This is a genomic window from Microcoleus sp. K4-B3, assembly GCF_036704615.1.
Lineage (GTDB): Bacteria > Cyanobacteriota > Cyanobacteriia > Cyanobacteriales > Microcoleaceae > Microcoleus.
This window is the reverse complement of the sequence record NZ_JAUBSF010000129.1, coordinates 1-13,134: the sequence shown is the minus strand read 5'-3', so window position 1 is coordinate 13,134 and position 13,134 is coordinate 1. Positions and strand designations below refer to the sequence as shown.

Sequence of the window (13,134 nt, the reverse complement as noted above, 5' to 3'; positions counted from 1 at the left end):
ATTTTTGGCTGGCATACTTCTGGCTTTTCTGTGACTTGTGATTTATTATTATACCAGTTTTAATGCGAAACAGCTTACTTCCCATAAGTACACCCTTAACAAAGTATTTGATACTTTGGAGCAAATGGGTAGAGGCAATCAAAAGTTGGTGAATATCCTTAGTGAGGTAATGTACAACACTTCCAATGAGTACACCTGTTTAAAAGCGGCTGAGTGCTTGGGGAAAATCTCTCCCGGTAATGAGCAAGCGATCGCGAGGTTAGTCGCTCTGATAGAAAAAAGTGCTGATGAATTTATTCCTAGTGAAGCGCATTTTAGCTTAGCGAAAATTGCCCCAGATCATCCTCAAGCTGGCAGAATTATTCAACACACCATATTTGATGTTGTTTGGCAATTAATCCACTGGCTGCTTGACGAAAAAGAATCGAGTAAAGACGAATTAAAACGTAGATGGGCAGAAGAAACATTCGAGCATATTTGCTCTAAATCTCCTAAAGCAATTCAGCCACTTATTGATATAATTCACAATAGTCCTAATGAGGGTATTTTTCGGGATGCGGTCAGGCTTTTAGGCGAATTTGGTACTAATGATAAGCAAGCCGTTGCGCTACTGAGTGAGTTGAGTAGCCACAGAAATTTTGTAATTAGTAATTTTGCAATTGAATACCTGGGTAATACTAACGTAAGGCACGAAGAAGTAATTAAAGTATTAATAGACATGATTTACAACGCTCCAGATATTCCTATTTACACAGCTTATAGTTTGGGAAAAATACTTAAAAGATATCCGCTGTCATCTGCCGTCTCAAATTTAAAACATCCTCTGCAAAATCAGATATATACCCAGGAAGATTTCGATATTTATCATAAGTGTTACGAGGTTCTTTCGCAATGCACTCAAACTATGCCTTTCCCCGACTATTATGAGGCTTGGCACAGTTAAGCAACTAATTAATTATTATTGACTGCATTGATGTAATGTCTCAATTTAGTGAAATTATATTAACATAGTAAATGTCCGATAGCCCTCCAATCATTTGTAACAAATATGAGCATTAACGATAAACTTAAAAACATACTGATGCAACTTCGATCGCACTTCGAGCAACTCTACGGCGATCGCCTCACCCAAATGGTACTCTACGGTTCCCAAGCCAGAGGCGATGCAGACCCAGACTCAGATATAGATGTTTTAGTAGTTCTGAAAGCGCCAGTTCAAGCGGGCGAAGAAATTGATAGAACTCTTCAGATTGTAGCAGATTTGTCGCTGCAAAATGATGAAGTGATTAGCTGCCAGTTTATGAATGAAGAAAAATTTACTAATTATCAAAGCCCTTTGCTGAGAAATATCCGTAAAGAGGGAATTTTAATATGACATCCGCTCAATTAAACTTACTCGCAAAAGCTCGTCAAAGCCTTTCAGCGGCTAAGTTAATGTTAGAGGGCGAATACCCGGATTATGCAGCCTCTCGCGCCTACTACACTATGTTTTATATCGCCGAAGCATTTTTAGAAGGTGAAGGACTATCTTTTTCTAAACATTCCGCAGTCATTAGTGCCTTTGGCCGAGAATTTGCTCGTACAGGAAGAGTTCCTGTTAAGTTTCACCAATACCTCATCAGAGCTCAAGAATTGCGAAATGCTGGAGATTACGGCGAACTTGATGCAGTTACGAGCGATCAAGCCGCAGAATCGATCGCCCAAGCTGAAGAATTTATCGAATTAGCTGAAAATGCGATCGGCACTCTACCGCCGCCCTACAACAGAATACCGATATCCCCGACTTATTCAACAAGTCGGGGATATAAAACAAGAAAACAGCCCCTACAAATTAATGACTACCCGCTCCAGCCGCCCGTTTAAACGCCTCATCCAACACTTCCGAAAGCGTCGGGTGAGTGTGAACTCGGAATGCTAAATTGTTAACAGAATCGCGCTGGGCGATCGCATTTGCCGCCTCCTGAATCAAATCCGAAGCGTGCAAACCGAAAATGTGAACTCCCAACAACTCCCCAGTATCTTTCCGGTAAATCACCTTAGCCATACCGTCGGTTTCACCCTCCGCAATAGCCTTAGAATTTCCCTTAAAATAACTCTTGACAGAACCGACCTCAAACCCTTCAGTTTTTCCTAACTCCTTCGCCGCAGGTTCAGTCATTCCCACATAGCTAATTTCCGGGTGAGTAAACGCCGCCGCCGGGATACTTAAATAGTCAACTTCGCGAGTTCGCCCGCAAATATTTTCCACCGCAGCAATTCCCTGAGCAGACGCAGAATGCGCTAACATCATCTTGCCGTTAACATCGCCGATCGCCCACAAATTTTGCACCGGTTCTCCCGCCACCAAAACCTGCATCTTATCGTTAACTGGGATATAACCGCGCATCGTTTCCACGCCAACAGTTTCTAATCCCAAATTCTTGCTCACCGGAACTCGGCCAGTTGCTACCAAACAAGCGTCAACTTCCAAAACTTCGACAACTTCCTTAGTTTTGAAATCAGCTAATTCAATAATTACCGGCGAACCAGGAATAATCTTCTTAGCCAACAACCCAACTTTTGTTTCAATATCGCGAGGTGCAATTAACACTCGTTCTGCTAACTTAGCAATATCTGGATCGAAAGTCGGCATCAATTGATCTAGAGCTTCAATCATCGTAATTTCGCAGCCCAGGGCCGTGTAAATATCCGAAAACTCCAAACCGATATAACCGCTGCCAATAATTGCAATCCACTTCGGCAGCGATTCCAACCTGACAGCATCGTCGCTGGTAAATACAGTTTTGCCGTCAATTTCTATCCCGGGGGGGACGAAGGGAACCGAACCCGGAGCGAGAATAATATCCTTGGCAGTAAGAGTTTTCTCGCCTTTATCGGTTTCGACGGTAATTTTTTGAGAACCGGCGATTTTGCCCCAACCTTGGATAGTATCGACGTTCAAACGTTTGAGGCTGTTGGTCAAGTCGCCGCGAAGTTTGCTAACAATAGTGTTAGCGTGATTGGCGATCGCCCCGCGATCGAAATCCACACTCCCCAATTGAATTCCCAAAGCCTTTAGGTGGTGGGCATTCCGCAAATCTCGCACCCGCCCGGAAGCCGCCAACAGCGCCTTCGAGGGAATGCAGCCGCGGTTGACGCAAGTCCCGCCCATGTCGCCCGCTTCGATAATTGCCACTTTCAGCCCGCAGCTAACCGCGTGTATGGCCGCGCCGTGTCCGCCCACGCCAGCGCCGATAATTGCTAAATCGTAATCAAATCCCTGAGTCACCTTAAAATCTCCTAATGCCTTTGAAATCTTAGGACTCAAGCAAAAAACACCGTCTGTCCGTCCTTTCGAGCTGGCGCGTTGCCATCGCAACCCTTGAACAGCGGTAATAGTTGCGCAAGTCCTGTTTCCTTATTCTCGACTAGACTAGGGTTAATTAGACAACGAAAGAGCAGTAACTGAGATTTTTTCAGGGTCAATGATTTTGAGCTGGGTCTGCACCAAGTCTCAAATCACTCAGTAGGCGGGTGTAGAGTTAAATATAGTTTGAAGGCTGACAATGCCCGCAGCAGCTTTTATATTGGGGCAGCAAGTTCAGCAGCAGGCATTCCACCGTTCGGTTAAATTGTGTCCGCTTGCTTGTTTTAGTCGGGTTTTCCTGTCTGCACGCGCCGGGGGCGGGCAGAGTTTGTTGACAACTTTTAGAGTCTATGGAGTGGCTTATGACGGATGACGACGACCAGAAAGATTTACGCCGGGCCTCGGCTCAATCATTTTTTGAGTCGCTTGATGAATTGTTCGATTCTATAGAATCGAACAGCAGTCAAGCGGCACAACCTAAATCTCCACCGCCTCAGGCTAAGTCTTCGAGTCAGTCTTCGAGTTTGCCGAAGAAGACTAGACCTGCGAAAATTAATTTGTCGGATTTTGAAGATGCGATCGCCGATTTGGAACAGTTCATCCAGAACAAACACCAGAAACGCCCGGAATCGAATCAATAAATTCATCTGTCGAGTCAATGCTTCAATCTAAAATCTAAAATCTAAAATGCCTTGACCTCGCCCAAAAACTGATACTTGCTGGAAGACAGGAGTCGTGGAGAGCGAAAAATTTTAGATTAATGTTCCAGCTCCCAGATTCGTCTGTGGAGTCAATTTTTCAATTTCAAATCGTTCGACTCAGCGCTGACGCTGAAGTCTCAAATCTCAAATCAACTGACTGTTAACGGTGCTTTCGGCTTAAGCTGCTTAGGTTGCAGCCTACAATACATTCACATTTCGTTGAGGATTGCTTTACCAGAATCAAGCCACATAAATTAGCTCAATTTACTATTAATAGCCTTGTTTTTAGGCTTTGACTGCTGCGGTAATTGCCTCGATCGCACTTCGATCGCCCGATCGCCGATCGTACTCAAAGGCAACTCAAATTCCTCAATATCATTGCGGAACTTCACCGCAATATCAGCACCGTTAATAATTGCTCCCAACAGCCGCGGGCCGGATTTATGCGACTCCTCCTCGTCAGATTCCAGCAACTGATCTGCCGCCTCAGACAACATACTAGACAAAGTGTAACCAGGCCGCGCCACCAAAATCATACCGTCCGTGTACGGTTCCAGCGTCAGCGCGTCGTTGCACTCGCTCAAGGCTGGAGAATCCACAACCACAAAATCAAAGCGGTTGCGAACATCCTCAAACAACCTCCGCATTTCGCTCGATTCAAGTACGGCCGAAGCCTGCCGCAAAAAGCCCGGACTCGGCACTACGTATAGGTTCTCTACCTCTGGAACCAAAAGGACGCACTCGCTGATATTGCCGTAATAGTGCAAAGGTTCCACCGCCGCCAGAGGATCGGCAGCGATTTTCAAAGATTCAACGTTAGAAGCCGATCGCAAATCTGCTTCAATTAACAAAGTCCGCTTACCCGATCGAGCCGATGCAATTGCCAAATTGTAAGCACTAAAACTTTTCCCCTCCAAAGGCGCCGCCGAAGTCAACAACACCACCTTCACCGGTTTGTCCCCAATCCGGCGCAAATTAGTACGCAACCGCTCGTAAAATTCCAAATAGGGAGAATTTGCCTCCAGGGCCAGAGGCATTTCATCGCCGTAGGAATCAAACACCGTCACTTCAGGCAAAACTCCCAGTATCGGCACCTCTTTTTCCACCAAAGCCGCCCGCACTTCTTCCCAACTGTAAAACTTGCCGTTGAGCATCCCCAACAAAAATATCAACCCCCCGCCCAGCAGCAATCCCACAAATCCCCCCACCGCCAGCATCACGGGCAAACCTCTCTTGTTTGACTCAACGTCATCAGTTTTGGGAGGTTGGGCGATGATTGTCAAACTTCCCGTTGTCTCCACTACCGCCGCCTCAGCATCTACCAAAGCCAACTGCATCTTATCGTAGAGAGATTTTTTTAGCGCCACTTGCTGGGCCAACCGCGCTTGTTCTAACTGCTTGTTCGGGATTGTCGCGTGTTCCCGGCGCAATAGCTGTTCAGTTTTCTCGATTCCTTTGAGTTGCTGTTGCAACATATCCTGCTGCGTTTGCAAAGCAATCAAACTTTGAGCTAACTGCTGTCTCGCCGGGTCTAAAGAAGAGTCTACCCGAATTCGATCGGCACTTCTGAGCGGAGCCGCCACCCCGTTACCGCCGAGCACCTCAGACTGTCGCTGCTGCAACTGCTGCTCAAAAACAAGTTTTTGTTTGACCAATTCTACAATCTTTGGGTGTTCCTCCTGCAAGTCGCTGCGGAGAATTTTGAGCTGAGATTCGAGCGAAAACAATTGCACTCGCAGTTGCGCAATAATTGGATCGGCAGAGAGTGCTTGAGCGACGTAAGCTTGCTCCACATTCAATCCCAAGCGATCCTGCAAGCTTTTCATTTGAGCTTCAATTCCTCCCAACTGCACGCGGAGTTGCCGCTGCTGCTGTTGGTTGCTGGTAATCGCTTGCGGCAGTACACCGCTCTGAGCTGCTAAAATTGAAGTTCCTTCTCGTTTTTCGTAGGCTTCAAGTTTTGCTTCGAGATCTCTGAGCTCCTGAGTTACTTTCGGCAAGCGCTGGTTAATTTGGGCGATCGTTACTCGCAGTCTAGAAGTATTAATAGTTTTGCTGCGAACCACCATTTCGTTCATCACCGTCTCTACTACCTTTACTGCTTTTTGGCGATCGACATTTTTGTACAATACTTGAATCAAAGCGCTGGGGTCATTATTCTTACTCGGCATCTTTACCTGCACGTCTTTTACCAGCTTTTCAGCCAAAGCTGGTATTTTTTCCGCTTCTTCTTCGTTTAATTTCCCTTCGGGTTTGATGAGTTTTTCTGCGGCACGTTTAACCACCCATGTATCCAGCAGCATATCTTTAGTTATTTCTTGTCCTTCCTGTTGAATTTTAGTAGTAGTAGATGAAAAAATCACACTCGGTCTCTTGTATGCCAGCGTACCTATTGCAACGTAAACGGGCGGCGGAGTTGGCTGCAAAGCAACTACTCCCGACACGCCTACAGTCACCGCGAGAGTAGCCAGTCCCACCCACTTGTATTGGTCAAAAGCAATTAAATAACGTTTAACAACGGATAAAGTCATGATGATTTTAGATTTTAGATTTTAGATTGCTAATTTTTAACGATCGCTAATGATTGCTGACAAATGATACCCATTCCCAAAAACATTAAAACTTTCGGTCTGCGATCTAAACCCATATCGCATAAGTCATTCCACATCTCAAATCGAAAATAGTATGACTACCTATCATTACGTGACGGGCCGAACAGATCGGTTACCCCATTTCTCAACTGCTCAAAGAACAGAATAAATCCCAAAGTATCGCGGAATGGTCGAGTAAAAATATTGATTACATAACCAATGCGCTCTACCAAATTCCTACCAATCACAATCACATCATTATCTTCGAGCATCGGGTTCTGAGAAACATTGCCCTCCAAAGCAGCTTTAGCATCTATCGAACGGTTGATTGCTCTACCTTGCTTTTCGTCGAACCGAATCAGGGCTATTTTCCGCAAGTCAGCAAGATTAACAGGCAAGTTGTTGAGAGCATCCAAAAACCTGCTGCCATTTTCTACGTAGAACGAGGTCAAACCACCACTAGCGTAACTCAAAACTCGAACGTATATCCTGGGCTTAATCAGGGTAGACCGCGCCACCAGAGCTTTGTCATAGTCTAGGTTTTTGGTACTAGCGTCCAATTCCGGGATGACAATCACATCTCCCGATGCTAAAGGAAAATCGAACAAATCGTTAGCGTTTGCTAGGGGAGTGTAGAGGTCGATTGGTTCCTCCACCGACGAGCCGTCCATCAGCGTCCGCCGCACTCGCACCTCCCGCAAATCGGCTTTTCCCGTGACTCCCCCCGCAACCACCAAAGCAGCCGAAATTCGACCAGAACCCGCCGGAAGCGTGTAAAAACCCGGTTTGCTGACTTCTCCGGTGACAGTGATTTGGACGGGGACAGCGGCAGCAGCGAGGCTGTACCTGGATGCTAAATCTTGATCCGATTTGCGATCGGGCGTAACCTGTTTATACGGTACGACGATCGCATCTCCATCTTCCAAACGCAAATCCGGCGGAGCAATACCAGTTTGCAGCGGTGTCAAAATATCAACAACTTGCTCCGCGACAGCACCTCCCGGCAGAGTCCGCCGCACCCGCACCGCCCGCAGTTCCGCCGTAGGAGTAGTCCCAGCAGCAGCCGCCAGAGCCGTCGGAAGCTGGGGAGTTTGCAGCGGATAAAAACCCGGTCTGGCCACTTCCCCCGTCACCGTCACCACTACGGGGCGCTGAACCAGCAAAGCAGCCGAGACTTGAGGATTTTTGATAAATTGGCCAAAGCGCTCCCGGAGGCGCTGCTGTGATTCTTCGACGGTAAGACCGCGCACATTTACTGTTCCGATTAGCGGCAGTACAATTACCCCTTCAGGGCTGATTGCACCTGTAAAACCTAGCTCTGGGAAGCGCTGAACTTGAACAGTAATCTGGTCTCCCGGGCCCAGGCGGTAGGGCCGATTCCGAAAAGCTGGGTTAATTTCCCGGTTGAGATTGGCAGGCGGCGGTGGCGGTACGCGCAATGGCGGTGGCGGCACGAGCCGCTGGGAACTAGGAACAACTGATTGAGCTAAAGCAGTTTCCGAAAAAATTTTGCTGTTAAAGCCCCAGAATACAGCAGCAAAAGATAGAGTCCAAGCAGTTGAATACCAGCCTGCCAAGAAAACAGCGACGCGATTTTTAATTGTGGATTTTACTGGCATTTTGAGAGGATTAAAAACATAAATATTTTGAATAATTAGCTGACTTTTAAGTTTCATCTAAATAGAGGGACGCTAAAAAACAATAAGATATTTTAGGGGCGGGTTGAAACTGGATATTTACTAGGAGGCCGTTTATTGTGGCAAAACCCGCCCACCCCGTAGACCGATTTATTTGCACCTAGCTACTTACTCAAACCGAAAAGTTTCTGCCATTAATTTAGCCTGTACAATTTCGCCGAGAGATTCGAGCAAGGGTTGAGCTATCTTAATGTCGCCCTGCGGTTGAATGGGAAGGATGATACTGACAGCAACCCAAGAGGCGCGGCGGTTCGACAGTCTAGCAATGCTGTCTTCCCAAAACCAGCGGCTGGTTGTTGGAGAACCCCCGTTAGGCCAAGCGTACCACTGCACGACAGCAAAAGTTTGTTGGGGAGTCCAGCTTCGGAAAAACCGGGTCTCAACATTAGGCGGTGGCTGGTCGTGTATTGGCGCTACTTTAACTGTAAACCTCAAAGTGCGATGAGAATCTGTTTGCCACCGGTGAAATCCATCGAGATCTAGCCATTCTACTTGGGGCTGGTTTTTGGGGCTATTTTGAGGCAACAGCAATAAAATAGCAATTGTTCGATCGTTTTTAATTTCTTCAACTAACCATCTGTGACCCCCAATTTGGACGTTATTCTGGACGCGGATCACCTGCCACCCGGGAATTGTCATCCCATTTTGGCGCAAACTTTTCAATTGATTGAGGTTGGCAAGGGTTGGCGGGTTTGTCCAAGGCCACCTTCCTGTCCCGTAGCCCGGAATTGCTACTGCCCCAACTAATACCAGCAAAAACACCAGTACCATAATTTTAGATAATTGATACCGCCGCAGTAATTTCCGTGCTGAAATCATCTGTTTCATTAATTGCCAGACTTGCTTGGGAAATACTTTTCTACCCCGTTGAGTAGAAGTACCAATAAGCCTAGTATACAAGCAGAATACAAGTCTCCGCCCCATCCGGCGTGCAGCCAAGTAAAAAGCCCCTCTCTCTCGGTTCCGTGAAAGTAAGTTAGCAAAGTGTTGCGGAAAATGTTGGAAGTGATGCTAATGATAGATGTACAAACTAAAAACAAAAGGCTTCTTTTGTGGGAACTCCAAACTCCCGTCCAATCCAGCAGCATTAGGCTGACGTAAAGACTGGTAAACAGCATTTTCAAGCCTGCACAGTGGGGAGCAACTTCTACAATGCGATCGTTTACGTAGAGATAAATTGTTTCCACTCTCACGTTGAGACCAACCTTAATTAATATCAAGCCTGATGTTTCAGCAATGAATTGCTGCAACGGCAAGGCGTAGGGTTCTATGAGGTAAGGAATGTGGTTTGGTGAGGCGAGAAATACGAATAAAAGCGGCATCCCCTGCAATTGCAAGCCGGGAATTCCTTTTAAAGATAAGCAAATGCTGACTAGCATTACTGGCAGGGATAAATTTACTAAATCGCTCAAGCGACTCAGATAAAAAAGCGTCCCTAGTACCAGCAAAAAGCCTCCCAAAGGATGCGGTGAGTTGGGCAAGCTGCGCCAGGACTTTCGGTTCATCCAAGCAATATAAGCAGCGTAAGGCAAACCAATTAGTCCGTGGCTGAAATATTCGTGTTCGATGCTGATGTTTTTGTTGAACCAACCGTCGTACCAGTGTACTAGCAGGGGGGCGTACAGCAGCACTAGGAGTACCGTGATACCTTCCCCCAGGAGGTATCGCTTGAAAACAATGCGAATTCGGCGCTGGATGTGCATAGTTTAAAAAGTTTTGATATTGCCGCGCTGGATTCGCAACGCTGTGCGGTTTGGAACTGTCTGTTAAAGATTTGTTAATTCCCCACATAAACGCTTTGAGAACCCCAACCTACTGCTTGAAACACCCGCAGCATAAGTTTTACGAACAATTAGCAATTCAATGATAGTACGATCGCCCGAACAACTTGCTCGATCTGAGTATTGCTCAATCCGGGATACATTGGCAATGATAAAATTTGTTGGCACAGAGTTTCTGCGCGGGGGAAGTCGCCCCGATTGCCTAAGTTTTGGTAGGCGGGTTGCAGGTGACAAGGTACGGGATAGTGTATGCCTGTTTGAATGCCGTTTTGGGCGAGTTTTTCCTGAAGGGTGTTGCGGTCGATCGAGCTTTCCTCAGTAATTTGGATAACATATAGGTGATAAATGTGACCGCTGCTGCTGTGGTTGGCGATCGGTACAATACCTTTGTTTTTCAAGGGTTCTAATAGAGTATTGTAGTGTTGGGCGGCGTCGGTGCGATCGCGATTCCATTTTTCTAAGTAAGGCAATTTAACATTGAGCACGGCGGCTTGCAAATTGTCGAGACGGCTGTTGGTGCCAATTTCTGTGTGTAAATATTTGCTTTGTGCTCCGTAATTGCGGAGAGTTCGCATTTTGTCTGTGAGCTCTGCATCGTTAGTAATTAACATCCCGCCGTCGCCAAAAGCACCGAGGTTTTTGCTGGGATAAAAGCTGAATGCTGCTGCTTTGCCAATGGAACCCGCGCGGTATCCTTCTCTTTCGGCTAAGTGCGCTTGGGCGGCATCTTCAAATATGATTAAATCGTGGCGGTTTGCAAAATCTAAAAGCTGCCGGGGCGATACCATTTGACCGTAGAGGTGTACGGGGATAATTGCTTTAGTTTTCGAGGTAACTGCTGTTTCGGCTGCTGTGAGGTCAATCAGGGCGGTTTCGGGGTCGCAATCTACAATAATAGGTATAGCTTTGGCTTGGAGGACTGCGATCGCGGTGGCGATAAAAGTGTTAGCGGGTATGATAATTTCGTCGCCCGGATTAATGCCGCAAGCTTGGAGTCCCATAGCGATCGCATCTGTTCCACAAGCCACTCCTACGCCGTATTTTACTCCAGAAGCTGCTGCAAATGCTGTTTCAAATTCGGCGAGTGCTTGACCTAAAATAAAGTCTCCTTCCTGGATAATTTTTCTAATTGCTTCTGCTATTTGGGATTGGATTGGTTGGTGTTGCAGGGAGAAATTTACAAACGGAACTTTGGGCAGGCGGTTACTCATAAACTATCGGGGCATAATTCTTTATATTAACATTTAAGGGCAAATAGCTTTGAAAATAGTTTAACCGCAGAGGGCGCAGAGTAAAAGAGAGAAAAGGGAGAGATTTTACGGAATAGCTGCGCTGAAAATACTTTTTTTTGAGTCATCAACTAAATGAAAATTTTTCGGTAATATAGAAGCAGAGAATTTTGCAGCAATCAAAATTATGGAATACAACAAACTTGGCGACAGCGACTTATCAGTATCTGAAATCTGTTTGGGTACGATGACTTACGGTCAGCAGAACACCGTTGCAGAAGCGGCACAACAGCTCGATTTTGCGATTGATAGAGGCATCAACTTTATCGATACGGCCGAAATGTATCCTGTCCCTGGAAAGGCGGAAACTCAGGGAAAAACAGAGGAATATATCGGCGAATGGTTGACGAAACAGCAGCGGGATAAAGTCATTATAGCGACTAAAGTGGCGGGCAGAAGCACTCGATTAAAGTGGATTCGGGAAGGGAAAAATCAGATCGATCGCCCAAATGTCGAAAAAGCCCTAAATGACAGCCTGAAGCGCTTGCAAACTGACTACATCGACCTGTATCAGATCCACTGGCCAGACCGCTACGTCCCCTTATTTGGCGCGCCGGATTACGACATCGCCCAAGAGCACGAAACAGTACCGATTTTGGAACAGTTAGAGGTATTTGCTGACTTAATTAAAGCTGGGAAAATCCGTTATTTAGGTTTAAGTAATGAGACGCCTTGGGGAGTTTGCGAGTTTTGCACGTTGGCTGAAAAACACGGATTGCCGAAGGTTGTTTCGATTCAGAATGCTTTCAGTTTGAGCAATCGGACATTTCACCTAAATTTAGCAGAAACTTGCCGTTTTAAGAATGTGGGATTGATGGCTTACAGTCCTTTGGGATTTGGGCTGTTAACGGGGAAATACTTGAATGGAATTCCCGAAAATTCAAGGTTGGCTTTATTTGCGGGATTTGGTCAGCGTTACGATAAAACTAATGTGAATGATGCGGTGAAAGCGTATGTTGAGATTGCGGGGAAACATGGGATAAGTCCGGCGCAGATGGCTTTGGCATATGTGCGATCGCGCTGGTTTGTGACTAGCACAATTATCGGTGCAACAAGTCTCGAACAATTGGAGGAAAATATCGGTAGTTTGGAGGTGAATTTGGATCAGGATATTATAGCGGAAATCAATGCGGTGCACGCTAAGTATCCGAATCCGACACCGTAAGTTTATTAGTAAGTTGGGTTGAGGTAACGAAGCCCAAATTACCACTTTTTTATATTATGTATGTTGGACTAATAAAAAATACCGAAGTGGCAGAAATTATAGAACAGGATATAATAGATTATAGCGTAGAAGTTGGCAGCGGTTGTGAATGGACAGGTAGAGGAACAGAACCCCAATGGAACAATCCTAAATCAACGAAAGCTTACGACCATATTGCTCGTCATCACGGCCCCCAACTTAAACCCCATGAACTTATGGGAAGAGCTGCAAGCACTAAAGATGACCAAGGACAATGGCTAAATTCAGAGGATTGGATAATAGCTGAGCAATTAGTACCTAAATATCGAGGTCAATACATCATTGATTTTCAGCGTCCTATTGGTAGAGTTTACCATCCCAATCGAACTATAACTGAGAACGTCAGTCGCGCTTTTATTCAAAGGAATATTGATGGAACTCTGAATTGTGGTTATCCTATAGTAGATGGGGTAGTGCGATTCGTTTAATCTAAATGGATAGAAATATCCAGGGACGGTTAACCTAACCCACTGGTTAGTATAACTA

At 46.0% G+C, this 13,134-nt stretch carries 12 protein-coding genes; 6 read left to right on the top strand and 6 right to left on the bottom strand.

What is annotated here, in order from left to right:
• Positions 1–169: 169 nt before the first annotated feature.
• The 3 genes from QUA78_RS29985 (at position 170) to QUA78_RS29975 (ending at position 1,863) form a co-directional block, all read left to right on the top strand.
• Positions 170–943 (top strand): HEAT repeat domain-containing protein, encoded by a 774-nt coding sequence (locus QUA78_RS29985; RefSeq protein WP_333399186.1) that lies wholly within the window; start codon positions 170–172, stop codon positions 941–943.
• A gap of 105 nt (positions 944–1,048) precedes the next feature.
• On the top strand, positions 1,049–1,375 hold the full coding sequence (locus tag QUA78_RS29980; protein ID WP_333305253.1) for a nucleotidyltransferase domain-containing protein: 327 nt from the start codon (positions 1,049–1,051) through the stop codon (positions 1,373–1,375).
• Entirely contained in the window at positions 1,372–1,863 is a 492-nt protein-coding gene (locus QUA78_RS29975) for a HEPN domain-containing protein (protein WP_333305252.1), read from the top strand. The genes QUA78_RS29980 and QUA78_RS29975 overlap by 4 nt, the downstream gene beginning before the upstream one ends.
• On the opposite strand, the gene lpdA is transcribed toward QUA78_RS29975, so the two are convergent.
• Positions 1,832–3,268 (bottom strand): dihydrolipoyl dehydrogenase, encoded by a 1,437-nt coding sequence (gene lpdA, locus QUA78_RS29970; protein ID WP_333305250.1) that lies wholly within the window; start codon positions 3,266–3,268, stop codon positions 1,832–1,834. The genes QUA78_RS29975 and lpdA overlap by 32 nt on opposite strands.
• Positions 3,269–3,708: 440 nt before the next feature.
• Here lpdA and QUA78_RS29965 point away from each other — a divergent pair, with 440 nt between their 5' ends.
• The gene (locus QUA78_RS29965) at positions 3,709–3,987 is read left to right on the top strand and encodes a hypothetical protein (RefSeq protein ID WP_333305248.1); all 279 of its coding nucleotides are present in this window, start codon (positions 3,709–3,711) and stop codon (positions 3,985–3,987) included.
• 314 nt (positions 3,988–4,301) lie between these two features.
• Here the strand turns inward: QUA78_RS29965 and QUA78_RS29960 are convergent, their stop codons facing one another.
• The 5 genes from QUA78_RS29960 to QUA78_RS29940 form a co-directional block, all read right to left on the bottom strand.
• Positions 4,302–6,578, bottom strand: coding sequence for an AAA family ATPase (locus QUA78_RS29960; protein ID WP_333305246.1), 2,277 nt, complete (start codon positions 6,576–6,578; stop codon positions 4,302–4,304).
• A 158-nt stretch (positions 6,579–6,736) separates the two neighbouring features.
• Positions 6,737–8,314: a polysaccharide biosynthesis/export family protein gene (locus QUA78_RS29955; protein ID WP_333305244.1), complete on the bottom strand. Its 1,578-nt coding sequence runs from the start codon at positions 8,312–8,314 to the stop codon at positions 6,737–6,739.
• Between the two features lie 129 nt (positions 8,315–8,443).
• On the bottom strand, positions 8,444–9,163 hold the full coding sequence (locus QUA78_RS29950) for a cyanoexosortase B system-associated protein (protein ID WP_333305242.1): 720 nt from the start codon (positions 9,161–9,163) through the stop codon (positions 8,444–8,446).
• Positions 9,163–10,038 carry a cyanoexosortase B gene (gene crtB, locus QUA78_RS29945; RefSeq protein WP_333305241.1) on the bottom strand — a complete coding sequence of 292 codons (876 nt, stop codon included), beginning with the start codon at positions 10,036–10,038 and terminating at the stop codon, positions 9,163–9,165. Before crtB ends, QUA78_RS29950 begins: the two co-directional genes overlap by 1 nt.
• A gap of 149 nt (positions 10,039–10,187) precedes the next feature.
• Entirely contained in the window at positions 10,188–11,327 is a 1,140-nt protein-coding gene (locus tag QUA78_RS29940) for a DegT/DnrJ/EryC1/StrS family aminotransferase (protein ID WP_333305239.1), read from the bottom strand.
• Between the two features lie 205 nt (positions 11,328–11,532).
• On the opposite strand from QUA78_RS29940, the gene QUA78_RS29935 reads away from it, so the two are divergent.
• Together QUA78_RS29935 and QUA78_RS29930 are read left to right on the top strand one after the other, a co-directional pair.
• Positions 11,533–12,570 (top strand): NADP(H)-dependent aldo-keto reductase, encoded by a 1,038-nt coding sequence (locus QUA78_RS29935; protein WP_333305238.1) that lies wholly within the window; start codon positions 11,533–11,535, stop codon positions 12,568–12,570.
• Positions 12,571–12,656: 86 nt separating this feature from the next.
• Positions 12,657–13,076 carry a hypothetical protein gene (locus QUA78_RS29930; RefSeq protein WP_333399185.1) on the top strand — a complete coding sequence of 140 codons (420 nt, stop codon included), beginning with the start codon at positions 12,657–12,659 and terminating at the stop codon, positions 13,074–13,076.
• The last annotated feature ends 58 nt before the right edge of the window (positions 13,077–13,134 follow it).